Here is a 24,667-nt window from a genome sequence, read left to right as displayed (position 1 = left end):
ATGAAAAGGCCGGCCCCGCGAGGGACCGGCCTTTGTTCGTTAAACGCTCTGACCGAGGGTGGATCAGTTGCGGTTGCCGAACAGTTGCAGCAGGAACATGAACATGTTGATGAAGTCCATGTAGAGACGCAGCGCACCCATGATGGCGGATTTGCCGAGCCATTCACGATCGCCCGACTGGGCCATCTGGATGTAGGTGTTCTTGATGTCCTGCGTGTCATAAGCGGTCAGACCGGCAAAGATCAGCACGCCAATGGCGGAGACGGCAAACTGCAGCGCCGCGCTGGCCAGGAAGATGTTGACGACCGAAGCCACCAGCAGGCCGATGACGCCCATGATCAGGAACGACCCCCAACCGGAGATGTCCTTCTTGGTGGTGTAGCCCCAGAGCGACAGACCGGCGAAGGAAATCGCGGTGATCAGGAAGACCTGAGCGATCGACACGCCAGTGAAGGCGACGAAGATCCAGCTGAGCGAGAGGCCCATGACGGCTGCAAAGGCGTAGAAGAACAATTGCGCGCCAGCCGCCGACAGCTTGTTGATCGCGGCGCCGAAGCCGAAGATCATCAGCAGTGGGGCGAACATGACCGCGTAACCCAGAAGGTTGGGTTTCAGCGTCATCGGATCACGGAACACGCCGAGCAGTTGCGGGTTGGACCCGACCGCCCAGGCCACGAGGAACGTCAGCAGCATGCCGACGGACATCGTGCCGTACACCTTGTTCATGTGGGCGCGCAGCCCTTCGTCGATCGCAGCAGTGCGGGTGCCTGCCGCAGAGCGCATCGTTCTGAATTCAGCCATTTGAAGCCTCCGGTAAAATCCCTGTTTTCCCCTGACGGGGCTTTCCCGCTCAATATCGGTGACGTGGGGGTGCATTTCAACTCTTTCGCGACCTGTAATGCCTGAATCCAACGGAAACGTTATCAAAAACAAAAAAAGCCCTGCTCAGGCCGGTCCGAGGGGCGCCAGAGTGGCGTCGGAGCGGTTTCAGCAGGGCAGAGCGGCGGGCCGCTCAGGGTGTTCCTTTCCCGCAAGCGGCGGAAAAGTCACGGGGGAGAGTGAAGGGCGGACGGCGCGCGACGCGAAGGGCCGCGCGCAGAGGTTCGGGGTCGGCTCAGCTGCGCCAGCGTTCGGGGGCATCCCATGCGGGGCGCCGGGCCTCGGTGCGGGCTTCGTGCCGGGTCAGGCCGATGTCGCGCAGCAGGGCGTCGTCAAGGTGGTGCAGCGCCCGGCGTTCGCGGCCGATTCCCATCAGCATGAGCAGGCGCGACAGCGGCGACTTTGCGATCCGGGGGGCGCGGGCGGTCGTTGTACCGGGTATTGGGTAGGCCATCGTGTCTTCCTTTCCTGTTCGTGATGTGAGTCGGCAGAGTGATGATTTCTGTTGATGTGTATGAAGGCTTATGGTCAATATTCAAAATGAATGTTTCTGACCGCTTCCATCAAGGATTGTGATGCTATGAGAAATCTCGACATGACCTCTCTGCGCAGTTTCGTGGCTGTGGCCGATCATGGCGGCGTCACCAAGGCGGCGGGGATGCTGAACTTCACCCAGTCCGCCGTTTCGATGCAGTTGAAGCGGCTGGAAGAAATGCTGGGCCTGACCTTGCTGGACCGCACCAGCCGCCGGGTGTCGCTGACCGCGGCAGGCGAACAGCTGTTGGGCTATGCGCGACGTATCATCGAGATGAATGACGAGGCGATGACACGGCTGACCAGCAAGAGCTACGAGGGTGAGATCGTCATCGGCGTGCCGCATGACATCGTTTATCCGGTGGTGCCACGGGTGTTGCAGCAGTTCGCCTCGGAATTTCCACGGATGAAGGTGCAGCTGGTCTCGGCCTATACCTTCAGCCTGAAGGAGCAGTTTGATCGCGGCGAGGTCGATATCATCCTGACCACGGAGGCCGAGCCCGATGCCCGCGCCGAGGTGCTGGACGAACGTCCACTGTGCTGGATCGGCGCGCCGGGGGGCACGGCCTGGCGGCATCGGCCGCTGCGCTATGCCTCGGGGCGCAATTGCCTGTTCCGCCCGCTGACCATCCGCGCGATGGAGGATGGCGGCATCGACTGGGAAAATGCCGTCGACACCTATTCGGATCGCACGGTGGAGGCGACGGTCTCGGCCGATCTGGCGATCAGCACGATGATTCAGGGCACCGAGCCGGGGCAACTGGCGCAGGTCGACCATGGCGGAGAGCTGCCCGCGCTGGGGATGCAGAAGATCTGCATGTACCGGCAGGATCGCGGGGCGCGCGAAGTCTCCAAGCGGGTCGCCGAGATGCTGCGGCAGGGCTATACCAATGCCGCCGGGCGGCCGATCCCGGTTGCGGTGCCGATGGCCGCGCGCGCCTGAAGGGGCGCCTGAGCGCTAGATCGTGATGACGACCTTGCCGGTGGCACGGCGGCTGCGCAGCAGTTCCAGTCCCTCGGTCGCGCGCTCAAGCGGCAGGGTGTGACTGATATGGGGGTGAATCAGGCCTCGGCTGTGCCACTCCATCAGCGTCGCGATTGAGTCGGTGACGACGCCGGGGCGGAAATTCAGGTAGGACGCCCAGTAAAAGCCCATCAGGTCGATATTCTTCACCAGCATGTGATTTGGCTTTGGCTGGGGCACCGTGCCGCTGGCAAAGCCGATGACCAGAATCCTCGCCTCGGGGTTGCAGGCGCGAAAGGCGGCCTCGAACATCTCTCCGCCCACCGGATCATAGACGACATCGGCACCACCGAGCGCCTTGACCTCGGTGCGGATGTCCTGCGTCGCGGAGTCGATGAAGACATCCGCACCGGCGCGCAGGGCGATGGCGCGCTTTTCCTCTCCACGTGCGACGGCGATGACGCGCGCGCCCATCAGCTTGCCCAACTCAACCGCCGTAAGGCCCACACCACCTGTGGCACCAAGTACAAGTAGGCACTCGCCTTTTTGGAGTCGTGCCCGATGGGCGAGGGCGACGTGGCTGGTGCCATAAGCGATCTGCAACGCGGCGGCGTCCTCGTACGACATGGCGTCGGGCAGGGCGACCACGCGATCGGCGGGGAAAACCCCCTGCTCAGCCAGCCCGCCAGAGCCGCCAAAGACCGCGACGCGTGTGCCGGGGATCAGGTCCACGCCTGCGCCGCACTGCAGAATTTGTCCCGCAACCTCCATGCCGAGCGTGAACGGCGCGGGCGGTGTTGCCTGATATGTGCCCTTCACCATGAGGAGATCGGCGAAATTCAGCCCGCAGGCCTTGATGCGGATCAGCACCTCGCCCGCGCCCGGACGGGGTGCGGCGATATGGTCCAGTACGGGGGGCACATCGGTGCCGTGGCAGCGCAGGGCGACGATTCGATCCGTTTCCATTGTTGAGTGATTTCCTATGGATAGCCTGAGGTGACGCGTCTGTCCGGCGGGGACACAACCGCGTGATCATGCTGCGCCGCAGAACGTGATGCAACTATTGTGAACAGTGGTTGTGCTTTTGCGAACTTGATACTCCGCCGACAATTGAGTTAACCATCGAGTCAGTCACCTCTTTCGAGAGCGGCTAACTTGCGTAAAAGTTGAAAGCTGTTACGATCTCATGTGCGCTGTAGGGATGTGCGGCGTAGTTTTAATGCAACCCTAACCCTACATACCCGCGCGACGGCTCCCCCGAACGTGGATACGACAAGGGTATTCATCAGGAGCCGCGAATGACTCATCCGGTTGACGTCCACGTTGGTAAACGCATTCGGCACCGCCGCTGGTTGGTTGGAATGACCCAACAGCAGCTGGCGGAACGCGTTGGTATCAAGTTCCAGCAAATCCAGAAATACGAAACCGGCGCAAACCGCGTCAGTGCCTCGCGTCTGTGGGATATCGCAGACGCCCTTGAAGTAGCAGTCAGCTTCTTCTTCGAGGGTCTTGAAGCCGAAAATGCCAACGGAGAGCACACCAATGTGCCCGCCGACGTCATGGGCGACAAGGAAGCACTGGATCTGATCCGGTCTTACTATGCTATTCCCGAAAATCAGCGCCGCCGTCTGTTTGAACTCGCCCGGGTTCTGAGCGACGTCGCTTGAGTTGATGCGCCCCACGCGATAGCCAGTCCCTGACACATTTCTGACAGGGACCAGCCATGGACGACGCGCAGGGCAAAGAACTACTCGATACAGCGCATGAGATGGCCGATGCCGCAGGCACGGCCATCTTGCCGTTCTTCCGCTCGCCCATGCTGGCGGAAGACAACAAACTGGCCGGGGGCTATGACCCGGTGACCGAGGCCGACCGCGCCGCCGAACAGGCGATGCGCGCGGTGCTGGCCCGGCGACGCCCGCAGGATGCGATCCTGGGCGAGGAATTCGGTGCAAAGGACGGGACGAGCGGGCTGACCTGGGTGTTGGACCCGATCGACGGCACGCGCGGTTTCGTCAGTGGCACCCCGACCTGGGGCGTGCTGATCGGCCTGTCGGACGCAGACGGCGTGCGCATGGGCATGATCGACCAGCCCTATACGCAGGAACGCTTCTGGGGCGGCTTTGGCGCGGCGCAGATGCGGGGGCCTTTCGGCGCGCGCGCGCTTGGCACGCGGCAGACGGCGCGCCTGTCCGACGCCATTCTGTTCACCACCTTTCCCGAAGTCGGCACCCCGGACGAGCGCGCGGCCTTTCAGGCGGTCGCGGGCAAGGTCAAGCTGGTGCGCTATGGCATGGATTGCTATGCCTATGCGCTGATTGCGGCGGGGCAGATCGATCTGGTGATCGAGAGCGGGCTGCACAGCTACGATGTGCAGGGGCCGATCGGCGTCATTCAGGGTGCGGGCGGCATCGTGACCAACTGGCAGGGCGGCCCGGCGCATATGGGCGGGCAGGTGATTGCTGCGTCAAATGCGGTGCTGCACGCGCAGGCACTGGACATTTTGGCGCCAATGGCAAAAAGTTGAGTCATGGATAAACCGATACTGATCCGCGGGGCGGATCATATCCTGACAATGGATGATTTCAGGACCGAGCTTTTCGGTGCCGACATCCTCATCTCTGGCGGGACCATCCGCACCATTGGCCCAAGGCTGAGCGTGCCGGGGGCCGAGGTGATCGACGCCTCGGGCTGCATCGTGACGCCGGGGCTGGTGAACACGCACCACCACCTCTACCAGACGCTGACGCGGGCGGTGCCCGGCGGGCAGGACGCGCTGCTGTTCGGCTGGCTGAAGACGCTCTATCCGATCTGGGCGAAGTTCGGGCCGGAGGAGATCCACGTCTCCGCCGTGATCGGGCTGGCCGAGCTGGCGCTGTCGGGCTGTTCGCTGAGTTCGGATCATTTGTACCTCTATCCCAATGGCGCGCGGCTGGAGGATACCATCGAGGCGGCGCAGCGCGTTGGCCTGCGGTTCCACCCGACCCGCGGCGCGATGAGCATTGGCGAGAGCAAGGGCGGGTTGCCGCCCGATTGCCTTGTCGAGGATGAGGCGGCGATCCTTGAGGATTGCATCCGCGTCATCGACGCCTTTCATGACGGCAGGGACGGCTCGATGTGCCGGGTCGGGGTTGCGCCCTGTTCGCCGTTTTCGGTCAGCCGCGAGCTGATGCGCGATGCGGCGCTGCTGGCGCGGGACAAGCGGGTGATGCTGCACACCCACCTTGCTGAAAACGCTGAGGATATTGCCTATAGTCAGGCGCAGTTCGGCTGCCGCCCCGGGCAATATGCCGAGGATCTTGGCTGGACCGGCGATGACGTCTGGCACGCCCATTGCGTCAAACTGGATGCGTCGGAGATCAGCCTGTTTGCCCGCACCGGCACCGGTGTGGCGCATTGCCCCTGCTCGAACTGCCGTCTCGGCTCGGGCATCGCGCCGGTGCGCGAGATGCGGGATGCCGGGGTGAATGTGGGGCTGGGCGTCGATGGCTCGGCCAGCAATGACGCGGGGAACATCGTCGCCGAGGCGCGCCAGTCGATGCTGTTGCAACGGGTGTCGCGCGGCGCCGATGCAATGAGCGCGCGCGAGGCGCTGGAGATCGCGACGCGCGGTGGCGCGGATGTGCTGGGGCGGCCCGATTGCGGCCGTCTGGCGACCGGCAAGCGCGCGGATATCGCGATATGGGATGTCTCCGGCATTGAAAGTGCCGGAAGCTGGGACCCGGCGGCGCTGTTGCTGGCCGGGCCGATGAAAGTGAAACACCTGCTGGTCGAGGGGCGTCAGGTCGTCCGCGACGGGCAGATGCCCCACCTGGACCTGCCGGCGCTGATCGCGCAGCAAAATGGCCTCGCCCGCCGGCTGATGGAGTGAAAATTATCCGATTTGTGACGTTTGCGTCGCTGCTGGCCCTCGCGGCCTGCGGCGCGCCTCAGATGCAGGAGGTGACGCCCCCGGCGGGCACCTTCAAACCCGCTGCCGGAGCCGAGGCGCAGGGACGACCCGCGCCGGATCTGATCGTGGCGATCAATGCTGCACGTGAGGCCGAGGGGCTGGGCGTGCTGGCTGTGTCGCCCGCCGCCAACCGCGCCGCGCGCGAGCAGGCGGGCGATATGGCGACGGTAGGCTTCATGGATCACACCGGCAGCGATGGCAGCACGCCGGGCGACCGGCTGACGGCGGCGGGGCTCGACTGGTGCATCGTGGCCGAGAATGTCGCCTATGGCCATCCGACCGCCGAGGCGGTGGTGGAGGGCTGGCTGCGCAGCGCCGGCCATCGCCACAACCTGCTGTCGGACACCACGCTGGTGGGCGCGGCGACCGCAGGGCCTGAGGAGCGGCCCTACTGGTCGGCGGTCTTTGCGCAGCCCTGCTGAGGCTTAGCCGAGCGCGGGTTGCCCACCGATCCAGACCGCTTTGACGGCCCGGTCATCGCCCATCATGATGGTGGGGAAGACGGCCTCCCAGAGGTCACTGGCGCGGGTGGCGCGCTGGGCGATGGCGGGGGTCGAGGCGAGGTCGAGCACCACGATATCTGCCTCGGTGCCCGGTGCGAGGGTGCCGATGCGGTCCGTCATGCCGATCGCGCCGGCCGAGCCTGCGGTCGCCAGCCAGAGCAGCTGGGCCGGGTGCAGGGCAGTGCCGCGCAGCTGTGCCAGCTCATAGGCGGCGCCCATGGTGCGCAGCATCGAGAAGTTCGAGCCGCCACCAGTGTCGGTGGCAAGGCCGACGCGGTGGCCATCGGCCTTCAGCCCGGCCATGTCGAACAGCCCCGAGCCGATGAAGGTGTTGGAGGTCGGGCAATGCACCAGCGCCGCGCCAACCTCCAGCAGGCGGTGCTTTTCGCGCGTCTCAAGGTGGATCGAGTGGCCGTAGAGGCCATTCGCGCCGAGCAGGCCATGCGCCTCGTAGGTGTCGAGGTAGTCGCGGGCGTTGGGGAACAGGCCCTTGACCCATTCGACCTCGTCCACCTGCTCGGACAGGTGGGTTTGCATCAGGCAGTCAGGGTGCTCGGCCCAGAGCGCGCCCATGGCCGAGAGCTGATCCGGCGTCGAGGTGGGCGAGAATCGCGGCGTGATGGCGTAGGAGATCCGGTCGACGCCGTGCCATTTTTCCAGCAGCGCCTTGCTGTCGTCATAGCCCGATTGCGCGGTGTCCTGCAGGCCCTCGGGGGCGTTGCGGTCCATGCAGGTCTTGCCCGCGACAACGCGCTGGCCGCGCTTTTGCGCCTCGGTGAAGAACGCCTCGACACTTTCGGGGTGGATGGTGCAGAAGCTGACCATCGAGGTGGTGCCATGCGCGGTGGTCAGGTCGAGGTAGCGCGCCGCGATCTCGGCCGCATAGGCGGGATCGCCAAAGCGCATCTCTTCGGGGAAGGTATAGGTGTTGAGCCAGTCGATCAGGCGCTTGCCCCAGCTGGCGATCATCGCGGTCTGGGGAAAATGCACATGGGCATCGATGAAGCCGGGCAGGATCAGCGCCTCGCCATAGGCGACCTCGGCCACGTCGGGGTGCTGGGCGCGCAGGGAGTCGGCGGGGCCACGGGCGGCGATCTTGCCGCCCCGGATCAGCAGGGCGCCATGGTCTTCGATCAGGCAGGCGTCCTCCCAGGGGGTGGTGAAAGGATCGGCGATAAAATCCAGAAGTCGCCCAGTCAACAGCACGTCTGTGCCCATAATGCCCATCCTTTCACGGGATTGTTTTGCAATGTTCGCCGACCACGTTATCTGCCCTTGAGCGTCGGGTAAATTGCGTGTGCAGCATTGTTTCCCGACCCCGGCCTAAACTATGGTCCGGATGACCACGAAAGGGCGGCCCATGAGCGAAAACAAGCACGACACAAAGGATGACACCCGCCCGGAGCAGAGGGAGCATGACGCAGTGCTGCCCGAGGCCGAAGAAGAGGTGTCGGACAAGGACGTGCTTGAAACGGTCGATGACGAGGAGGGCGCCTATGCGCTGACCCGCAAGACCGTCGCGGCCATCCTGTTTGCCGTCGATACCGACAACCGCGAGCAGCTGGTCGAGCTGATGGAGCCGCTGCACGCGGCCGACATCGCCGACCTTCTGGAACAGATCAACGCCTTTGACCGGCGGCGTCTGGTGCGCCTCTATGACAAGGAATTCGACGGCGAGATCCTGTCGGAGCTCGACGAATCGATCCGTGAAGAGGTCATCACGCTGCTGAGCCCGGACGTGCTGTCCGACGCTGTGCGCGAGATGGACAGCGATGACGTTGTCGACTTTGTGGAATACCTTGAGGAGCCGCAGCAGGAAGCGATCCTCGACGCGCTGGAAGACAGTGACCGGGTCGCGGTTCAGCAGGCGCTGACCTATCCCGAGGAATCCGCAGGCCGTCTGATGCAGCGCGAGGTCGTCGCGGTGCCGGATATGTGGACGGTCGGGCAGGCGATAGACTTCATGCGCCAGCGCGAGGATCTGCCGGAGCAGTTCTATCACGTCATTCTGGTCGATTCGCGGATGAAGCCGATTGCCCATGCGACACTGGGCAAACTGATGGCCAGCCCGCGTGCAACCCCGCTGCGCGAGATCACCGAGCCGGGCTTTCGCACGATCCCCGCGTCGCAGGACGAAGGCGACGTGGCCTATGCTTTCAACCAGTACCACCTGATCAGCGCGCCGGTGGTCGATGAGAACGAACGGCTGGTCGGCGTGATCACCATCGATGACGCGATGATCGTGCTGGACGAGGAACACGAGGAAGACATCCTGCGCCTCGCCGGTGTTGGCGAAGGCAGCCTGAACGACCGTGTGCGCGAGACACTGAAGCAGCGGATGCCCTGGCTGGCGGTGAACCTCGGGACGGCGATCATCGCCTCGCTGGTGATTTCGCTGTTCGAGGGCACGATCTCGAAGTTTGTCGCGCTGGCGGTGCTGATGCCGATTGTTGCCTCGATGGGGGGCAATGCGGGCACGCAGAGCCTGACCGTGGCGGTGCGCGCCATCGCCACCAAGGATTTGACCGGCAGCAACGTCTGGCGGGTGATCCGGCGCGAGGCGCTGGTTGGTCTGGCCAATGGCACGGCCTTTGCCGTGGTGATGGGCCTTGTCGGGCTGCTCTGGTTCGGGGACGGCCGTCTGGGGCTGGTGATTGCTTTGGCGATGATCATCAACATGCTGATTGCCGGGCTGGCGGGCACCATCGTGCCGGTGGTGCTGGAGAAACTGAAGGTCGATCCGGCGCTGGCGAGCGGGACCTTCGTCACCACGGTGACGGATGTGGTGGGCTTTTTCGCCTTCCTCGGGCTGGCCACGCTGGTGCTGATATGAGCGATATCGGGGCGCTGAAGGCCAAGGCGCGCGCGGCGGCGCTGGCCGTGCGTCAGGCCGCTCATGAGGCCCATGGGCCGGGGCGTGCGGGGGTGCTGTCGTCACTGCTGGCGGGTTACCGCGGCGTGCCGCTGGCGGGCTACATGCCGATGCGCAGCGAGATCCCGCCCTTGGCCGCGATGGAGGAAGCCGCCGCCCATGGTTCGGTCTGTGTGCCGGTGATCATCGGCAAAGGCCAGCCGCTGAAGTTCGCCCGGTGGGAGCCGGGCTGTGCGATGCGCGCGGGGGCCTTTGGCGCCGAGATTCCTGTGTCGGAGGATTGGATCACGCCGCAGATCCTGATCGTGCCGCTGGTTGCCTTTGATGCGCGCGGCTATCGGATGGGCTATGGCGGCGGCTTCTATGATCGCACGCTGGAGGGTCTGCGCGCTTCGGGGTCGGTTCTGGCGGTCGGATTTGCCTATGCCGCGCAACAGGTTGATGCGGTTCCGGTTGAGGACACCGATCAGCCGCTGGACCTGATCGTCACCGAGGCCGGGGTGATCACGCCCGAAAGCTGAGCGGGGCTCCGCGCGCCACAGCTTAAAGTTTTGCGCCGATGCATTGACGAGGGGCTTTAACTGCCTACCTCCTGCACTCCTGTCCCTCTGGAGGCATGTCATGCGTCTGTTCACCTGTACCTGCGGCAACACGCTGTTTTTCGACAATACCCAGTGCACCTCCTGCGGGCGGCGCACCGGCTGGTGCCAGACCTGCGAGGCCGTGACCGCGCTGGAGCCTTCGGGTGATCATTGGCGCTGCCTTGGCACCCCGGTGGGTGAGCCTTGCGGGCAGGAGGTGCTGCTGTGCGACAACTACGCCCGCGCCAAGGTCTGCAACCGCACCCTGCCGCTGGGGCAGGGGGTATTCTGCGACTGCTGCCGCTATAACGACACCGTTCCGGACCTGACGGTCGATGGCAACTGGGAGCGCTGGGCGCGGCTGGAGGCGGCCAAGCGGCGGCTGTTCTATGGCCTCGACCGGCTGGGGCTGCCTTATGGCACCACCGGCGACGGCATTGAGCCGCCGCTGACCTTCGCCTTCATGGGCGATACGGTGGACGACGGGCTGTGGCGCAAGGCGGGCGAGAAGGAGCGCGTCTTTACCGGCCATGCCAGCGGCAAGATCACCATCAACATCCGCGAGGCCGACCCGGCTGAGCGCGAACAGATCCGTGTCGACATGGGCGAGGCGCATCGCACGCTGATCGGCCACTTCCGCCATGAGGTCGGCCATTACTTCTGGGACGTGCTGATCAAGGACCGTCCCGACGCCGAGGCGAGCTTTGCCGCGCTGTTCGGCGATCCGCGCAACCCCAGCTATGGCGAGGCGCTGGAACGTCACTACAAGAACGGCCCGCCTCCGGACTGGCTGGGGCATTACGTCAGCGCCTATGCGACGATGCACCCCTGGGAGGACTGGGCCGAGACCTGGGCGCTGTACCTCGACATCACCAGTGTCATCGATACCGCCACCAGTCTGGGCCTGCTGATGCAGGAGCCGCTGTCGGATATCCGCACGCTGGTGCGCCGCTATCGCGCGCTGGGGCTGGTGCTGAACGAGCTGAACCGGGAAATGGGCCTGCTCGACTTCGTGCCGGAGGTGATTTCGGAGACGGTGGCCGAGAAGCTCGGCTATGTGCATGACACGGTCATGGCGGCCTCAGAGGGCGGAATTCTGGACAAAGCGCGCGCCATGTGACATGCCGCGCGCAACAGGAGTTCCGCCATGACCGTTACCCGTTTCGCACCATCCCCCACCGGCTATATCCACGTCGGTAACCTGCGCACCGCGCTGTTCAACTTTCTGATCGCCCGCAAGGCAGGGGGCACGTTCATCCTGCGCATCGACGATACCGATCAGGAACGCTCCAAGCAGGAATATATCGACGCGCTGAAGGTCGATCTGGAATGGCTGGGTCTGACCTGGGATCGCGAAGAGTACCAGTCCAAGCGGCTGGATCGCTACGCGGACGCTGCGGACAAGTACCGCGAGATGGGCCGGTTCTATGAGGCTTTCGAGACTCCGGTCGAGCTGGACCTCAAGCGCAAGAAGCAGCTGAACATGCACAAGCCGCCGGTCTATGACCGCGCCGCGCTGGCGCTGTCGGAGGACGAGAAGGCGAAGCTGCGGGCTGAGCGCGGCGATGGTGTCTGGCGGTTCAAGCTGGATCAGCAGCGCATCGAGTGGACGGATGGCATCCTCGGCGATCTGTCGATCGACGCGGCGAGCGTGTCTGACCCGGTGCTGATCCGGGCCGATGGGCAGGTGCTCTATACCATCGCCTCCGTGGTGGATGACACGGATATGGGCGTGACGCATGTTGTGCGCGGTTCTGACCACGTCACCAACACGGCGACCCAGATCCAGATGATCCGCGCACTTGGTGGCACGGTGCCGGGTTTCGCCCACCATTCGCTGCTGACCGGGCCGCAGGGCGAGGCGCTGTCGAAACGTCTGGGCGCGCTGTCGATCCGTGATCTGCGCGCGCAGGGCGTTGAGCCGATGGCGCTGCTGAGCCTGATGGCGCGGTTGGGTTCCAGCCAGCCGGTTGAGCTGCGCGAGACCATTGACGAGATCGCGGAAGGCTTTGATCTGTCGCAGTTCGGCTCGGCCCCGACCAAGTTCGACGAGCAGGATCTGTTCCCGCTGACCGCGCGCATTCTGCAATCGCGTCCGCTGGACGCCGTGAAGGACCGTGTGCTGGCGTTGGGTGTGCCCGAGGATCAGGCCGAGGCCTTCTGGATGGTGGTGCGTGACAACATCACCGTGCTGTCGGACATGGACGCCTGGTGGGCCCTGTTCCGCGATGGTGCCGAGCCGGTGATCGACGAGGAAGATCGGGCGTTTGTGGCAGAGGCGCTGGCGCTGCTGCCCGAAGGGCCGCATGACGCCGAGAGCTGGGGCAAGTGGACGACGGAAGTGAAGGCCGCGACCGGGCGCAAGGGCCGGGGGCTGTTCATGCCGCTGCGCAAGGCGCTGACCGGTATGCAGCACGGGCCGGATATGAGCCAGGTGCTGCCGCTGTTGCAGGTCATCCGGGCGAAGTAAGCGCGGGTTGGGGGCGGGTGCCGCCTCCGGCGGAAGTATTTGAAGCAAGATGAAAGAGCGGGTGCGGTTTGCGCCCGCTTTTTCTTTGCCTCAGGTGGCGAGGATCTGGGCGTTGAGCTGAGCGAGCCGGGTGTCGACGAAGGCGGTTTCGTCGGGGGTGAGGCGTTGCGCGCGGGGGTAGAGCGGGGCGGGGCGGTCGTTCAGGATCGGGGCGCTCCAGCCATCTGTGGTGTCGAAGAAGCGGTGCGCGCCGGCGGGGCCGAATTCGCGCAGGTAGCCTTGCACCACCACGTCGAGGTAGCTGAGCAGGATCGGTGTCGGGGTTGGGGCCACCGGGTGTTTGGCCTCGGGGATCGAATAGATCGCGATGTCGAAGGGCTGGGGCTGGCTGTGGGTGATGTCGGGCGTGGCGATCAGCCGGTCGTAGGCGATTTCGCGGGCGTCGAGCGCCGCCCAGTCGGCATTCGGGACCGGGGCGATCAGGCCGTCGATCGCCGTGCCGGGGCTGGGCACTGCCGTCAGGATTGCAAAATCATGAGCCGTCGTGTGGCGCCAGATCCGTCGCCAGCCCTGCGCCGTGGCTGTCTGCGCCGGGCTGTAGATATGGGTGTCGCGGTTCACCAGGCTGCCATAGCCGAAGAAATAGGGGTGTGCGGGCTGGGTCGGGGTCATGCGGGTCTCTTTTCGGGCTGGCGGCGGTGGATGTGGTCCGGATTGATGTGGATCAAATACATCTTGTGCCGGTCTGGCGTAGCATGGGCGATGTTACACGCGATGCGTGCGCAGGTTGTGCGCGGATCCCTGTTATTTTGTGTCGATATTGGCATCAGATGCAAGGGGTGGCCTCGTTGCCGCCCCTGTGTCAGTGCCAACGAAGGAGGGGCCATGCGCCTGACCAAGCGGACGAATATCTCGATGCGGGTGCTGATGTATTGCGCCGTCAATACCGACCGTATGGTGGTCAAGGGCGAGATTGCCGAGGCCTGCAATATCTCGGAGAACCACCTGGCGCAGGTGATCAACCGGTTGGCGCATCTGGGCTTTCTGCAGACCCAGCGGGGGCGCAATGGCGGCATGACGCTGGGCAGGCCTGCGGGCAGCATCCGGGTCGGCGATGTGTTTCGCGCCACCGAATCCGAGGTGCCGATCACCGAGTGTTTTGCCGATGAGGGCAACACCTGCCCGTTGGTGTCGGCCTGCCGGTTGCGCGACGTCATTGGCCGGGCTGTCGAGGCGTTCTACGCGGCGCTGGACGAGGTGACGCTGAGCGATCTGATCTGCGACAATGCCCCGCTTGCTGAACTTATGAGCCCTGTCGCATGTTCTCGCTCTTGCGTCGCTTCTGTCGCCTGATCGGACTTGCGCGATGCCGGGGCAGTCGCTATCGAGAGGCCATTGGATCGGGAGAACTGGTGAAATCCAGTGCCGAAGGAGCAACCGCCCCGGAAACTCTCAGGCAACAGGACCGTCCGATACACAGACTCTGGAGAGAGGCCCTTTGCTGGGTCCGCCGAAGGGATAGCGATCTCAGGCACACGAACAGAGGGGGCATCACCGCGTGGTTTCGGCTGCGCCTTTGATGCCCGGGTGAAATCCGCCCAGGCCTGACCTGGAGAGACGGATGAGCGATCTACCCGACGAATTGCGTGGCCTGCCGCTGCATGATCTGCATGCCGAACTTGGCGGCAAGATGGTGCCCTTTGCCGGCTACGAGATGCCCGTGCAATACAGCCCCGGCGTGATGAAGGAACACCTGCATACCCGCGCTGCCGCCGGTCTGTTCGACGTCAGTCACATGGGCCAGGTGATCCTGCGCGGTGCCGATGCCGAGACGCTGGCCCTGGGGTTGGAGGGCCTGATCCCCGCCGCCGTGCTGGGGCTGGCCGAGGGGCGGCAGCGCTATGGTCTGCTGACCAATGACGAGGGTGGCATTCTGGACGATCTGATGTTTGCCAATCGCGGCGATCATCTGTTCGTCGTGGTCAACGCCGCCTGCAAGGCCGCCGATATTGCCCATATGCGCGCCGCTCTGCCCGGCATCGACGTGGTCGAGGTAACGGATCGCTGCCTGCTGGCGCTGCAGGGGCCGGGGGCCGAGGCCGTGCTGGCGCGTCTGGCGCCGGAAGTTGCGGCGATGCGCTTCATGGATGTGGCGACTGTCGTGCTGGAGGGGGCGGAGTGCTGGATTTCGCGCTCGGGGTATACCGGCGAAGACGGCTATGAGATTTCGGTGCCCAATGACGCGGCGGAGGCGCTGGCGCGGCGTCTGCTGGCCGATGAGGCTGTGCTGCCCATCGGGCTTGGCGCGCGCGACAGTCTGCGGCTGGAGGCGGGGCTGTGCCTGTATGGCCATGACATCGACACCACCACGACCCCGGTCGAGGCCGCGCTGCACTGGTCGATCCAGAAGGCGCGCCGAACAGGTGGCGCCCGCGCCGGTGGCTTTCCCGGCGCCGAGCGTGTCCTTGCAGAGCTTGAGGGCGGCGCGTCGCGTCTGCGCGTCGGGTTGCGCCCCGGTGGCCGCGCGCCGATGCGCGAGGGCGTGGCGCTGTTTCAGGGCGACGAGGCCCTTGGGCGCATTACCTCGGGGGCCTTCGCGCCCTCTCTGCAAATTCCGATCTCGATGGGCTATGTGCCGCGCGCACTGGCCACTCCGGGCACGGTGATCGAGGCCGAGCTGCGTGGCAAACGCGCGCCGGTCACGGTTGACAGCCTGCCCTTCCTTCCCGCTAATTTCAAACGCTGACAGACAGGGAACAGCCAAGATGAAATATACCGAAGAACACGAATGGCTCCGCCCCGAAGACGATCTGATCGTCGTGGGAATCACGGAACATGCCGCTGAGCAACTGGGCGACATCGTCTTTGTCGAACTGCCGGAAGTGGGCACCGAAGTCACCAAGGACGAAGAATGCGTCGTGATCGAGAGCGTCAAGGCGGCGTCGGATATCCTCGCGCCGCTGGATGGCGAGATCGTCGAGGTCAACGAGATGCTGGTCGCCAACCCCGGCAAGATTAACGACGATCCCATGGGGGATGCGTGGTTTTTCAAGATCAAGCCCTCCGAACCCGAGCAGATGGATGAGTATCTGGACGAGGCCGAATATAACCGGCTGATCGGCTAAGTCTCTGGCGGCGCGCGCAAGTCTATACGCGCGCCGCCCCGTCGCACGGCCTGTCCATCCTGTTCCCCCTTTGCGGTGCTGCGCCCGGCGCACCGCCTGTCGCTGTTCAGCAAAGGAGCATTCATGCCCTTCATTCCCACCGACTACCGCCCCTATGATTTCGCCAACCGCCGTCACATCGGCCCCTCTCCTGCCGAGATGGAGGAGATGCTGAAGACCGTTGGTGCAAAGACCCTGAATGCGCTGATCGAGGACACGGTGCCGCAGGGCATCCGGCAGGATGGCGCGCTCGATTTCGGGCCGGCGCTGTCCGAGGCGGATCTGCTGAAGTTCATGCGCGGCGTGGCGGATCGCAACAAGGTGCTGACCAGCCTGATCGGGCAGGGCTATCACGACACGATTACCCCCCCGGCGATCAAGCGCAATATCCTGGAAAACCCCGCCTGGTACACGGCCTATACCCCCTACCAGCCCGAGATTTCGCAGGGGCGGCTTGAGGCTCTGCTGAACTATCAGACCATGGTTTGCGATCTGACCGGCCTCGACATCGCCAATGCGTCCCTGCTGGACGAGGCGACGGCGGCGGCCGAGGCGATGACCATGGCGCAGCGCGTTGCCAAGTCGAAGGCGACGGCGTTCTTCGTGGACGAGAACTGCCATCCGCAGAACATCGACGTCATCAAGACCCGCGCCGAGCCTCTGGGGATCGAGATCATCGTCGGTGCCCCGGAGGATCTGGTGGCCGAAGACGTCTTCGGTGCGGTTTTCCAGTACCCCGGCACCCACGGCGAGCTGACCGATTTCACCGTCCAGATGGAGGCGCTGCACGCCGCAAAAGCCATCGGTGTCATGATCGCCGACATCATGGCGCTGTGCATTCTGAAAGAGCCGGGCGCGATGGGGGCGGATATCGCCGTCGGCTCGACCCAGCGGTTTGGCGTGCCTCTGGGCTATGGTGGCCCGCACGCGGCCTATATGGCGACGCGCGACGCCTATAAACGGGCGATGCCCGGGCGGATCGTCGGCGTCTCGATCGACGCGCGCGGCAACCGCGCCTACCGTCTGGCGCTGCAAACGCGCGAGCAACACATCCGCCGCGAAAAGGCCACCAGCAACGTCTGCACGGCGCAGGCTCTGCTGGCGGTGATGGCCAGCATGTACGCGGTGTTCCACGGCCCCGACGGGCTGAAGGGCATCGCGCAGCGCATCCACCGCAAGACCGTGCGTCTGGCACGGGGGCTGCAACAGGCCGGGTTCGAGGTCGGCCCCAAGGCCTATTTCGACACCATCCACGTCGAGGTCGGCGCGCTGCAATCGGCGGTGATGAAATCGGCGCTGGACGAGGGGCTGAACCTGCGCCGCGTCGGCACCACCAAGATCGGCATCGCGCTGGACGAATGCACCCGCCCCGCCACGATCGAGGCGATCTGGCGTGCCTTCGGCGTGTCGCTGCCCGGTCAGGCCAGCGAGACCCCCTATCAGTACCAGATCCCGGATCAGTTCGCGCGCGAGTCGCTCTATCTGCAGCACGAGATCTTCCACATGAACCGCGCCGAGACCGAGATGACGCGCTATATGCGTCGCCTCGCGGATCGTGACCTCGCGCTCGACCGGGCGATGATCCCGCTCGGCTCCTGCACGATGAAGCTGAACGCCGCCGTGGAGATGGAGCCGATTTCCTGGCCGGAATTCAGTGCCTTGCATCCCTTTGCGCCTGCCGATCAGGCTTCGGGCTATGGCGCGCTGATTGCCGATCTGTCAGCCAAGCTCTGTGATATCACGGGCTATGCCGGGTTCTCGCTGCAGCCGAACTCCGGGGCGCAGGGCGAATACGCCGGGCTGCTGACGATCCGGCGTTACCTCAAGGCCAAGGGGCAGGGCGCGCGCAACATCTGCCTGATCCCGACCTCGGCCCATGGCACCAACCCGGCCTCGGCGCAGATGGTCGGCTGGAAGGTCGTGGCGGTGAAAGCCCGCGAAAACGGCGACATCGACCTCGATGATTTCGCCGAGAAGGCCGAAAAGTATGCCGACCAGCTGGCGGCCTGCATGATCACCTACCCCTCGACCCACGGCGTGTTCGAGGAGACGGTGAAAGAGGTCTGCAAGATCACCCATGATCACGGCGGTCAGGTCTATATCGACGGTGCCAACATGAACGCGATGGTCGGTCTGGCGCGTCCCGGTGACCTCGGCGGCGATGTCAGCCACCTGAACCTGCACAAGACCTTCTGCATCCCCCACGGCGGTGGCGGCCCCGGCATGGGCCCGATCGGCGTGCAGGCGCATCTGGTCGAACACCTGCCGGGCCATGTCGCCAACGGCAGCAGTGGCGCGGTTTCGGCGGCGCCCTATGGCTCGCCCTCAATCCTGCCGATCAGCTGGGCCTACTGCCTGCTGATGGGCGGTGCGGGGCTGACGCAGGCCACCAAGGTCGCGATCCTGAACGCCAACTACATCGCCGCACGGCTCAAGGGGGCGTTCGAAGTGCTCTACAAGGGGCCAACGGGCCGGGTCGCGCACGAATGCATTCTCGACACGCGGCCCTTCGAGAAAAGCGCTGGCGTGACGGTGGACGACATCGCCAAGCGGCTGGTGGACTGCGGCTTCCATGCGCCGACGATGTCCTTCCCGATCCCGGGCACGCTCATGGTCGAGCCGACCGAAAGCGAAACCCGCGCCGAGCTGGACCGCTTCTGCGATGCCATGCTCGCGATCCGCGCCGAAATCGCCGAGATCGAGGACGGCCACATGGCCCCCGACGCCAGCCCTCTGAAGTTCGCGCCGCACACGGTCGAGGATCTGGTGGGCGACTGGGACCGCGCCTACGGCCGCGAGCAGGGCTGCTTCCCCCCCGGCGCCTTCCGGGTCGACAAATACTGGCCCCCGGTCAATCGCGTCGACAACGCCTGGGGCGATCGCAACCTCACCTGCACTTGCCCGCCGATGTCGGCCTACGCCGAAGCAGCTGAATAAAGTCTGCGTCAATCCCGCCGCGCGGCTTGGGCAAAAGGTGAGCTGATCTTAGCTCGGCCAGGAACGGAGATGGTCGCGCCCCCTGATCAATGGGGCGCGACCTTCAGGCTTTGTTTGCCTCCGGCGGAAGTATTTTCGGCAAGATGATGCAGAGCGTCCCTCCCAGTGTTTCCCTGTTGGAAATATCCCGGGGGAGTCGCTCCGCAGGAGCGGCGGGGGCAGCGCCCCCTGCCTGTCTCAGTCCATGGCGCGCAGCACCTGGGCGGGGCGCGCTGACAGCGGACGCCAGGCGAAGGCGAGGCTGGCGAGCAGGTTTGCGAGCAGGCCTCCGATCACGATGGCGATGGCGGATGGCCAGATCACCTCAAAGCTTGTTTCGAAGACATAGTGGCAGACCGCCCAGCCTCCGGTGATCCCGGCGAAGAGGGCGACGGCACCTGCACTGGCTCCCAGCAGGCCCGCGCGCAGTGCGAGGCTTGTCAGGATGCGGGCTCTTGAGGCGCCAAGTGTTTTCAGAACTGCGGCCTCATAGACCCGGGCGCGCTCGCCCGAGAGGGCCGCGCCGATCAGAACGAGAAAGCCGGTCAGCAACGTGGCCAGCGCGCCATAGGAGGTGGCGGCGGCGATCCCCTTTAGCAGGTCTGCGACGCGGTCGATGGCGTCGCGCACCCGGATGGAGGTTATGTTGGGAAAGCTGCGCCCCAAGTCCCGCATCAGGGGGCCTTCGGCCTCGGGCGCGGCGTAGATCGAGGCGATCCAGCTGTGCGGTGCGCCTTGCAGGGCGCTCTGGTTCATCAGCAGCACAAACCCCATGCCGGCGGTCGAGAAATCGACGTCACGAAAGGAGGTGATCGTGGCAGTGATGTCGCGCCCGAGGATATTCACCGTCATCGTGTCGCCGAGTTTCAGGCCCATTTCCTGCCCCGATTCAGCGGAGAAGCTGATTTGCGGATCGCCGGTATAACCCGCGCCCCACCAGGTGCCGCTTGTCAGGGTGGTGTCGGGGGGCAGGGCGTCGGCGTAGCTGACGCCACGGTCACCGCGCAGGACCCAGTGGTCGCCTGCAACCTCCTTGGCGGGGCGGCCGTTGATCTGGGTGATGACGCCGCGCAGCATCGGGGCGCTGTCGGTGCGACTGACACCCGGATCGCCCTCAACCCGCTCCAGAAAAGCGGGCATCTGGTCGTTCTGGATGTCGACGACGAAGTAGGAGGGCGCGCGGCTTGGCAGGTCGCGCTGGATGGCGGCGCGCATGTTGCCGTCGATCTGTCCGATCGAGGCCAGGACCGAGAGGCCGAGGCCGAGAGAGAGCACGACGGGCAGCGCCTCGTTTCGCGGGCCCGAGATCGCGGCGATGGCCCAGCGGAGCGCGGGGCGGCCGCGCGCCGTGGTGCGCAGGCGCGCGGCCGTCCAGCGGATGGCGAGGGCCGAGAGCGCCAGAAGGATCAGCGCGAAACCGATGCCTGCGGCGGTCCAGAGGGTGAGCTTTGCCGCACCCGAGAGCCATGCGGCGGAGCCGATCAGCAGGGCCAGCAGGGCGGCGATGATCAGCAGGGTGGGCAGGGGGGGCAGGGCGCGGGTGGTCGAGTAGTCGTCGCGAAACAGCGCGGCGGCCCGGATCTGATCGGCGCGTGCCAGTGGCCAGAGGGTGAAGATCAGCGCTGTCAGGATGCCGTAGAGGGCGGCTTGCGCGAGGGCGGCGGGGAAGATCGTGAAGACCGCCGGGATCGGCAGTTGCGCCTGGATGATCGGGGCGAGCAGCAGCGGCACTACCGCGCCGAGGATCAGGCCGATGATGACACCGATCCCGGCCAAAGCGCCGATCTGGCTGAAGTAGGTGAGGAAAATCACGCGGCGCGTCGCGCCCAGCGTGCGCAGGGTGGCGATCACCGGCGTCTTGCTGGCAAGGTAGGCGCGCACCGCCGAGGAGACGCCGACACCGCCGACGGCCAGCCCCGACAGGCCGACCAGCGTCAGGAAGGCGGCGAGGCGGTCGACGAAGGTGGCGATGCCGGGCGCGCCGTTGCGGGCATCGCGCCAGCGGATGCCGCTGTCGGCGAACTGGGTTTTTGCGGCGCCCTCGAGTGCGGCGAGGTCGGTGCCGGGGGGCAGGGTCATACGGTAGCGGCTGTCGAAGAGGGTGCCGGGGGAGAGCAGGGCCGTGCCCTCCAGCGCGGCGCGGTCCACGATGGTGCGCGGGCCGAGGGAGAAGCCGGAGGCATTGGCGTCGGGCTCATGCGCGATCGCGGCCATCAGGGTGAAGTCGACACCGCCGAGCTGGAAGGTCTGACCCGGAGAGAGGCCAAGACGCTCGATCAGGATCGGGTCCATCACTGCGCCGGGGTGGGTGCCGTCACCGCTCAGCGCCTGTGTCAGGGGGATGTCGGGTGTGAGGGTCAGCGTGCCTTTCAGCGGATAGGCGCCGTCCACCGCCTTGACCTGCGTCAGGGTGCGGTCGTCGGCGAGGGCAGCCATGGAGCGGAACTCGGCCACCTCGGAGCTGGCGGTGGCGCGGGCGTCGATCCAGGCGCGCTCCGCTGGCGTGGCAAAGCGGTAGGTGAGGGAGATTTCCGCGTCGCCCCCCAGCATAGCGGCGCCTTCGCGCGCCAGCCCTGCGTCGATGGCGGAGCGGACGGAGTTGACCCCGGCGATGGCGGCGACACCAAGGGCGAGGCAGGCGATCAGGATGCGAAACCCCGAGAGGCCGCCGCGCAGCTCGCGTGCCGCAAAGCGCAGGGCGAGGCGCAGATCGCTGGTGAAGCTGGGGGTCACTCTGCGGCCTCGGTCGTGTCGAGGTGACCGTCGCGCAGGCGGATCACGCGGGAGCATCTGGCGGCAAGCTCGGGTGAGTGGGTGACCATGATCAGCGTCGCGCCATGGCGGTCGCGCAGGGAGAACAGAAGCTCCATGATGGCCTGGCCGTTGGTGCCGTCGAGGTTGCCTGTCGGTTCATCCGCCAGCAGGATCTGCGGGCGCGGCGCCGAGGCGCGGGCGAGGGCGACACGCTGCTGCTCGCCGCCCGACATCTGGGCGGGGTAGTGATCGGCGCGATGGCCGAGGCCGACGGCCTCAAGCTCGGCGCGGGCGCGCTCAAACGCGTCGGGGACACCGGCGATTTCCAGCGGGGTGGCAACATTTTCCAGTGCGGTCATTGTCGGCAGCAGGTGGAAGGATTGAAACACCACCCCCATATGATGAGAACGGAAGCGGGCGAGGGCGTCTTCGGACATCGCGGTCAGATCCTGACCCAAGCATTCGATCCGCCCGCCCGTGGCGCGCTCAAGCCCGCCCATCAGCATGAGGAGAGACGATTTGCCAGATCCCGACGGCCCGACAAGGCCAAGTGTTTCGCCCTTTTCGACGCTGAGATCGATGCCGTGGAGGATTTCGATGCGGCCGGCGTTGCCATCAAGGGCCAGCCGGGCCCCGCTGAGCTGGAGTATGGCTTGGGTCATGTCGGCCTTTCCGGGGGTGCTGCGCTCTGTTTCATATGGGCGCGGGGGGCGTGCGGGCAAGGTGTTGACGACAATGTTAGCCATTGGTGTGGCAGGATTTGGCAGCGCCGCGCAGGCCGAGCCGGTGACGTTGCTGGCGTTCGGGGACAGCCTGACGCAGGGCTACGGGCTGGAGCAGGGCGACGGGCTGGTGCCGCAATTGCAAAGCTGGCTGGCGGCGCATGGTGCGGGGGATGTGACGATCATCAACGGCGGCGTTTCCGGCGACACGACGGCGGGGGGGCTGGCGCGGATCGACTGGTCCCTGACGCCGGACATTGATGCGATGATGGTTATTCTGGGCGGCAACGACCTGTTGCGGGGCACCGACCCGGCGGTGACAGGCGCGAACCTTGATGGCATCCTGAGCGAGGGGCAGGCCAAGGGGGTGCCGATGATGCTGGTGGGGATGCAGGCGGCGGCGAACTTTGGTGCCGACTACAAGCAGCAGTTCGATGCGCTCTATCCCGAGCTCGCGGCGCGCTATGACACGGTCTTCGTGCCGAGCTTTTACGGCGCTCTGACAGGCGAGGATCAGGACCCGGCGGCGATGCGGGGATATTTGCAGGCCGATGGCATCCACCCCAATCCCGGGGGAGTGCAAAAGATCGTCGAGGATCTGGGCCCGTCCGTTCTGGAACTGGTGGCGCGTGTGGGCGCAAAATGACCTCTCCCCCGCGACAGGATCAGACTTGTCGCGGGGGGAGGCGTCTGCCCTATTCGATCTGAAGGTTCATCGCGGATTCACGCCCGTCGCGGCCTTCCTTGATCTCGAAGCTGACGCGTTGATTGTCGCTGAGAGATGTCAGGCCGGATTTTTCAAGCGCGGTGACATGGACAAAGATATCCTTTGCCCCACCTTCCGGTGCGATGAACCCGTAGCCTTTTTCAATGTTGTACCATCTGACGATGCCGCTGGCCATTTGGTGTCCTCACGCAGAATAACTGCCCGCAAAATTGCGGCAGTGCGGCTCAGCCCCTGAGAACGGCAAACGGACAGCCGAAATGGGGCTGATGTTTACCGTTGTAACTTTGCCTGAAAACCTTGAGTGCGATTGCCGCGCGACGCAAGCATTAACCATTGACCCGAAAGACAGTTTTCTTGACGCCCGGGTCTGATTTTGGCGTCATTTCCTCAGGAACGGTGCGATTTCAGCGACAGTCTGCGCGCCACTGCCTGCCCCAGAACACGCGGCAGGCGGCGCAGGGTGGCCGTGGCGAACTCGCCATATTCGATCTCGCCCGCGATCAGGTGCATGAAGAGATGACGCAGGCTGCCGGAGCGGCGAAACGCCCGCACGAAACTGGCCTGAAACATCTGTGCAAAGATCATCTGGCGCAGCAGACGCGCCTGACGCAGGGCCTTGTGGATGGGGCGCAGCTTGCGCTGATAGAGGCGCAGGGCCTGTGTCGGCTGGGATGCCGTTAGCGCCTCGGACGCAGCCTGTGCGGCGAGCTGGCCGCTTTTCATCGCATAGGCAATGCCTTCGCCGGTGATCGGATCGACAAGGCCCGCCGCGTCGCCGGCCAGCAGCACTGCGCCGCGCCCGGCCTGGCGACGAAAATCCCCGAAGGGCAGGAAGTGGCCCTTGCAGTGCATCTCAGGGTCGTGACCCAGTTCAGCAAGGTAGGCGGCCATCGACGTCTTGATCTCAGGATTGCGCGACATCACCCCGCCAATGCCGATGGTCGAGCTGCCGCTTTTGGGAAAGTGCCAGCCATAGCCCCAATCCGCCGCACCGAAATCGATCCGCATCGGCGCGCTCAGGTTGTCGGGGGCGGGCGGGGCCTCGACCTCCAGCGCGAAGCCGACGCGATTGCGGTCATAGCTGGCACCGAACAGCGCACGCGCGACCTGACTGTTGACGCCATCGGCGCCGATCAGCACGCGAGCGCTCAGTTTGGTGCCGTCCGCCAGCGTGACCGAGGGGGCGTCGACGTCGATGCTGGCGATGCGTCTGGCGGTGAAATCCGCAGCGCCTGCCGCCAGCGCGCGGCGGCACATGTCGTCGTCAAAGCTGCGCCGCATCGCCATATACATCGGCGGGATGTCGGCCAGTTGCGCCAGTTCCTGACCATGGGCATGCAGGACAACGGCAGTCTTGGCCTCGATCAGCTCGGGCGGAATCGCAGTGCCGTAAATCTGGGAAAAATAGCTGTAGCTGCGCCCCGTCACGCCACCACCACAGAGCTTTTCGCGGGGAAAGCGGCTCTTGTCGATCAGGGCCACCGTCAGGCCGGCGCTGACTGCGGTATAGGCGGCGGCGGCACCGGCGGGCCCGGCGCCGATTACGATCACGTCATAGGCAGTCATTTC

General features: G+C 65.2%; 23 protein-coding genes and 2 riboswitches. Of the genes, 14 read left to right on the top strand and 9 right to left on the bottom strand.

Annotated elements, in window-relative coordinates:
* Positions 1–63: 63 nt before the first annotated feature.
* Together F3W81_RS12540 and F3W81_RS12535 are read right to left on the bottom strand one after the other, a co-directional pair.
* Positions 64–801 (bottom strand): Bax inhibitor-1/YccA family protein, encoded by a 738-nt coding sequence (locus F3W81_RS12540; protein WP_193079494.1) that lies wholly within the window; start codon positions 799–801, stop codon positions 64–66.
* Between the two features lie 313 nt (positions 802–1,114).
* Complete coding sequence (locus F3W81_RS12535; RefSeq protein WP_193079493.1) at positions 1,115–1,333, bottom strand: DUF1127 domain-containing protein; 219 nt, start codon at positions 1,331–1,333, stop codon at positions 1,115–1,117.
* Positions 1,334–1,459: 126 nt separating this feature from the next.
* Here F3W81_RS12535 and F3W81_RS12530 point away from each other — a divergent pair, with 126 nt between their 5' ends.
* Positions 1,460–2,356 carry a LysR family transcriptional regulator gene (locus F3W81_RS12530; RefSeq protein WP_193079492.1) on the top strand — a complete coding sequence of 299 codons (897 nt, stop codon included), beginning with the start codon at positions 1,460–1,462 and terminating at the stop codon, positions 2,354–2,356.
* Positions 2,357–2,371: 15 nt separating this feature from the next.
* Here the strand turns inward: F3W81_RS12530 and F3W81_RS12525 are convergent, their stop codons facing one another.
* Positions 2,372–3,343 (bottom strand): NADPH:quinone oxidoreductase family protein, encoded by a 972-nt coding sequence (locus F3W81_RS12525; protein WP_193079491.1) that lies wholly within the window; start codon positions 3,341–3,343, stop codon positions 2,372–2,374.
* A 332-nt stretch (positions 3,344–3,675) separates the two neighbouring features.
* On the opposite strand from F3W81_RS12525, the gene F3W81_RS12520 reads away from it, so the two are divergent.
* The 4 genes from F3W81_RS12520 to F3W81_RS12505 are packed head-to-tail and all read left to right on the top strand — an operon-like array spanning position 3,676 to position 6,751.
* Positions 3,676–4,044, top strand: a complete 369-nt coding sequence (locus F3W81_RS12520) for a helix-turn-helix domain-containing protein (protein WP_193079490.1) — start codon at positions 3,676–3,678, stop codon at positions 4,042–4,044.
* A gap of 56 nt (positions 4,045–4,100) precedes the next feature.
* Positions 4,101–4,904 carry a histidinol-phosphatase gene (gene hisN, locus F3W81_RS12515; RefSeq protein ID WP_193079489.1) on the top strand — a complete coding sequence of 268 codons (804 nt, stop codon included), beginning with the start codon at positions 4,101–4,103 and terminating at the stop codon, positions 4,902–4,904.
* 3 nt (positions 4,905–4,907) lie between these two features.
* Positions 4,908–6,248 (top strand): 8-oxoguanine deaminase, encoded by a 1,341-nt coding sequence (locus F3W81_RS12510; RefSeq protein WP_193079488.1) that lies wholly within the window; start codon positions 4,908–4,910, stop codon positions 6,246–6,248.
* Positions 6,245–6,751, top strand: a complete 507-nt coding sequence (locus tag F3W81_RS12505) for a CAP domain-containing protein (protein ID WP_193079487.1) — start codon at positions 6,245–6,247, stop codon at positions 6,749–6,751. The genes F3W81_RS12510 and F3W81_RS12505 overlap by 4 nt, the downstream gene beginning before the upstream one ends.
* A gap of 3 nt (positions 6,752–6,754) precedes the next feature.
* Here the strand turns inward: F3W81_RS12505 and guaD are convergent, their stop codons facing one another.
* Positions 6,755–8,050 (bottom strand): guanine deaminase, encoded by a 1,296-nt coding sequence (gene guaD, locus F3W81_RS12500; RefSeq protein ID WP_193079486.1) that lies wholly within the window; start codon positions 8,048–8,050, stop codon positions 6,755–6,757.
* A gap of 142 nt (positions 8,051–8,192) precedes the next feature.
* On the opposite strand from guaD, the gene mgtE reads away from it, so the two are divergent.
* The 4 genes from mgtE to gltX all read left to right on the top strand — a co-directional run bounded on the left by mgtE (position 8,193) and on the right by gltX (position 12,755).
* The gene (mgtE, locus tag F3W81_RS12495) at positions 8,193–9,665 is read left to right on the top strand and encodes a magnesium transporter (RefSeq protein WP_193079485.1); all 1,473 of its coding nucleotides are present in this window, start codon (positions 8,193–8,195) and stop codon (positions 9,663–9,665) included.
* Positions 9,662–10,225: a 5-formyltetrahydrofolate cyclo-ligase gene (locus F3W81_RS12490; RefSeq protein ID WP_193079484.1), complete on the top strand. Its 564-nt coding sequence runs from the start codon at positions 9,662–9,664 to the stop codon at positions 10,223–10,225. Before mgtE ends, F3W81_RS12490 begins: the two co-directional genes overlap by 4 nt.
* A 100-nt stretch (positions 10,226–10,325) precedes the next feature.
* Entirely contained in the window at positions 10,326–11,405 is a 1,080-nt protein-coding gene (locus F3W81_RS12485) for a zinc-binding metallopeptidase family protein (protein WP_193079483.1), read from the top strand.
* A gap of 27 nt (positions 11,406–11,432) precedes the next feature.
* Positions 11,433–12,755: a glutamate--tRNA ligase gene (gene gltX / locus F3W81_RS12480; protein ID WP_193079482.1), complete on the top strand. Its 1,323-nt coding sequence runs from the start codon at positions 11,433–11,435 to the stop codon at positions 12,753–12,755.
* A gap of 90 nt (positions 12,756–12,845) precedes the next feature.
* Here gltX and F3W81_RS12475 read toward each other — a convergent pair whose 3' ends face one another.
* Positions 12,846–13,427: a gamma-glutamylcyclotransferase family protein gene (locus tag F3W81_RS12475; RefSeq protein ID WP_193079481.1), complete on the bottom strand. Its 582-nt coding sequence runs from the start codon at positions 13,425–13,427 to the stop codon at positions 12,846–12,848.
* 213 nt (positions 13,428–13,640) lie between these two features.
* Between F3W81_RS12475 and F3W81_RS12470 the strand changes: the two genes are divergently transcribed.
* The 4 genes from F3W81_RS12470 (at position 13,641) to gcvP (ending at position 18,856) form a co-directional block, all read left to right on the top strand.
* Positions 13,641–14,108 carry an RrF2 family transcriptional regulator gene (locus tag F3W81_RS12470; protein WP_193079480.1) on the top strand — a complete coding sequence of 156 codons (468 nt, stop codon included), beginning with the start codon at positions 13,641–13,643 and terminating at the stop codon, positions 14,106–14,108.
* Positions 14,109–14,145: 37 nt separating this feature from the next.
* Positions 14,146–14,233: riboswitch (glycine riboswitch) on the top strand.
* A 3-nt stretch (positions 14,234–14,236) separates the two neighbouring features.
* A riboswitch (glycine riboswitch) is annotated at positions 14,237–14,300 on the top strand.
* A 76-nt stretch (positions 14,301–14,376) separates the two neighbouring features.
* Complete coding sequence (gcvT, locus tag F3W81_RS12465) at positions 14,377–15,501, top strand: glycine cleavage system aminomethyltransferase GcvT (protein ID WP_193079479.1); 1,125 nt, start codon at positions 14,377–14,379, stop codon at positions 15,499–15,501.
* Positions 15,502–15,520: 19 nt separating this feature from the next.
* A complete protein-coding gene (gcvH, locus tag F3W81_RS12460; protein ID WP_193079478.1) occupies positions 15,521–15,880 on the top strand; it encodes a glycine cleavage system protein GcvH in 360 nt (119 codons plus the stop codon).
* Positions 15,881–16,003: 123 nt separating this feature from the next.
* Positions 16,004–18,856, top strand: a complete 2,853-nt coding sequence (gene gcvP / locus F3W81_RS12455; protein WP_193079477.1) for an aminomethyl-transferring glycine dehydrogenase — start codon at positions 16,004–16,006, stop codon at positions 18,854–18,856.
* A gap of 237 nt (positions 18,857–19,093) precedes the next feature.
* Here gcvP and F3W81_RS12450 read toward each other — a convergent pair whose 3' ends face one another.
* Both F3W81_RS12450 and F3W81_RS12445 read right to left on the bottom strand, forming a co-directional pair.
* The gene (locus F3W81_RS12450; RefSeq protein ID WP_226941671.1) at positions 19,094–21,628 is read right to left on the bottom strand and encodes an ABC transporter permease; all 2,535 of its coding nucleotides are present in this window, start codon (positions 21,626–21,628) and stop codon (positions 19,094–19,096) included.
* A complete protein-coding gene (locus F3W81_RS12445) occupies positions 21,625–22,311 on the bottom strand; it encodes an ABC transporter ATP-binding protein (RefSeq protein WP_193079475.1) in 687 nt (228 codons plus the stop codon). Before F3W81_RS12445 ends, F3W81_RS12450 begins: the two co-directional genes overlap by 4 nt.
* 73 nt (positions 22,312–22,384) lie before the next feature.
* Here F3W81_RS12445 and F3W81_RS12440 point away from each other — a divergent pair, with 73 nt between their 5' ends.
* Positions 22,385–23,017 carry an arylesterase gene (locus F3W81_RS12440; protein ID WP_193079474.1) on the top strand — a complete coding sequence of 211 codons (633 nt, stop codon included), beginning with the start codon at positions 22,385–22,387 and terminating at the stop codon, positions 23,015–23,017.
* A 49-nt stretch (positions 23,018–23,066) separates the two neighbouring features.
* Here F3W81_RS12440 and F3W81_RS12435 read toward each other — a convergent pair whose 3' ends face one another.
* Together F3W81_RS12435 and F3W81_RS12430 are read right to left on the bottom strand one after the other, a co-directional pair.
* Positions 23,067–23,273, bottom strand: a complete 207-nt coding sequence (locus F3W81_RS12435; RefSeq protein WP_193079473.1) for a cold-shock protein — start codon at positions 23,271–23,273, stop codon at positions 23,067–23,069.
* Between the two features lie 212 nt (positions 23,274–23,485).
* On the bottom strand, positions 23,486–24,664 hold the full coding sequence (locus F3W81_RS12430) for a geranylgeranyl reductase family protein (protein WP_193079472.1): 1,179 nt from the start codon (positions 24,662–24,664) through the stop codon (positions 23,486–23,488).
* Between the last annotated feature and the right edge of the window lie 3 nt (positions 24,665–24,667).

Source organism: Pseudooceanicola spongiae (assembly GCF_014899185.1).
GTDB classification, from domain to species: Bacteria; Pseudomonadota; Alphaproteobacteria; order Rhodobacterales; family Rhodobacteraceae; genus Pseudooceanicola; species Pseudooceanicola spongiae.
The sequence above is the reverse complement of the archived record's forward strand: the minus strand, read 5'-3'. Positions and strand labels throughout refer to the sequence as shown.

Excerpts from the sequence above, each read along its gene's own strand:
- F3W81_RS12540 (WP_193079494.1), bottom strand. The coding sequence starts at position 801 with ATGGCTGAATTCAGAACGATGCGCTCTGCGGCAGGCACCCGCACTGCT.
- F3W81_RS12535 (WP_193079493.1), bottom strand. The coding sequence starts at position 1,333 with ATGGCCTACCCAATACCCGGTACAACGACCGCCCGCGCCCCCCGGATC.
- F3W81_RS12530 (WP_193079492.1), top strand. The coding sequence starts at position 1,460 with ATGAGAAATCTCGACATGACCTCTCTGCGCAGTTTCGTGGCTGTGGCC.
- F3W81_RS12525 (WP_193079491.1), bottom strand. The coding sequence starts at position 3,343 with ATGGAAACGGATCGAATCGTCGCCCTGCGCTGCCACGGCACCGATGTG.
- F3W81_RS12520 (WP_193079490.1), top strand. The coding sequence starts at position 3,676 with ATGACTCATCCGGTTGACGTCCACGTTGGTAAACGCATTCGGCACCGC.
- hisN (WP_193079489.1), top strand. The coding sequence starts at position 4,101 with ATGGACGACGCGCAGGGCAAAGAACTACTCGATACAGCGCATGAGATG.
- F3W81_RS12510 (WP_193079488.1), top strand. The coding sequence starts at position 4,908 with ATGGATAAACCGATACTGATCCGCGGGGCGGATCATATCCTGACAATG.
- guaD (WP_193079486.1), bottom strand. The coding sequence starts at position 8,050 with ATGGGCACAGACGTGCTGTTGACTGGGCGACTTCTGGATTTTATCGCC.
- mgtE (WP_193079485.1), top strand. The coding sequence starts at position 8,193 with ATGAGCGAAAACAAGCACGACACAAAGGATGACACCCGCCCGGAGCAG.
- F3W81_RS12490 (WP_193079484.1), top strand. The coding sequence starts at position 9,662 with ATGAGCGATATCGGGGCGCTGAAGGCCAAGGCGCGCGCGGCGGCGCTG.
- F3W81_RS12485 (WP_193079483.1), top strand. The coding sequence starts at position 10,326 with ATGCGTCTGTTCACCTGTACCTGCGGCAACACGCTGTTTTTCGACAAT.
- gltX (WP_193079482.1), top strand. The coding sequence starts at position 11,433 with ATGACCGTTACCCGTTTCGCACCATCCCCCACCGGCTATATCCACGTC.
- F3W81_RS12475 (WP_193079481.1), bottom strand. The coding sequence starts at position 13,427 with ATGACCCCGACCCAGCCCGCACACCCCTATTTCTTCGGCTATGGCAGC.
- F3W81_RS12470 (WP_193079480.1), top strand. The coding sequence starts at position 13,641 with ATGCGCCTGACCAAGCGGACGAATATCTCGATGCGGGTGCTGATGTAT.
- gcvT (WP_193079479.1), top strand. The coding sequence starts at position 14,377 with ATGAGCGATCTACCCGACGAATTGCGTGGCCTGCCGCTGCATGATCTG.
- gcvH (WP_193079478.1), top strand. The coding sequence starts at position 15,521 with ATGAAATATACCGAAGAACACGAATGGCTCCGCCCCGAAGACGATCTG.
- gcvP (WP_193079477.1), top strand. The coding sequence starts at position 16,004 with ATGCCCTTCATTCCCACCGACTACCGCCCCTATGATTTCGCCAACCGC.
- F3W81_RS12445 (WP_193079475.1), bottom strand. The coding sequence starts at position 22,311 with ATGACCCAAGCCATACTCCAGCTCAGCGGGGCCCGGCTGGCCCTTGAT.
- F3W81_RS12440 (WP_193079474.1), top strand. The coding sequence starts at position 22,385 with ATGTTAGCCATTGGTGTGGCAGGATTTGGCAGCGCCGCGCAGGCCGAG.
- F3W81_RS12435 (WP_193079473.1), bottom strand. The coding sequence starts at position 23,273 with ATGGCCAGCGGCATCGTCAGATGGTACAACATTGAAAAAGGCTACGGG.
- F3W81_RS12430 (WP_193079472.1), bottom strand. The coding sequence starts at position 24,664 with ATGACTGCCTATGACGTGATCGTAATCGGCGCCGGGCCCGCCGGTGCC.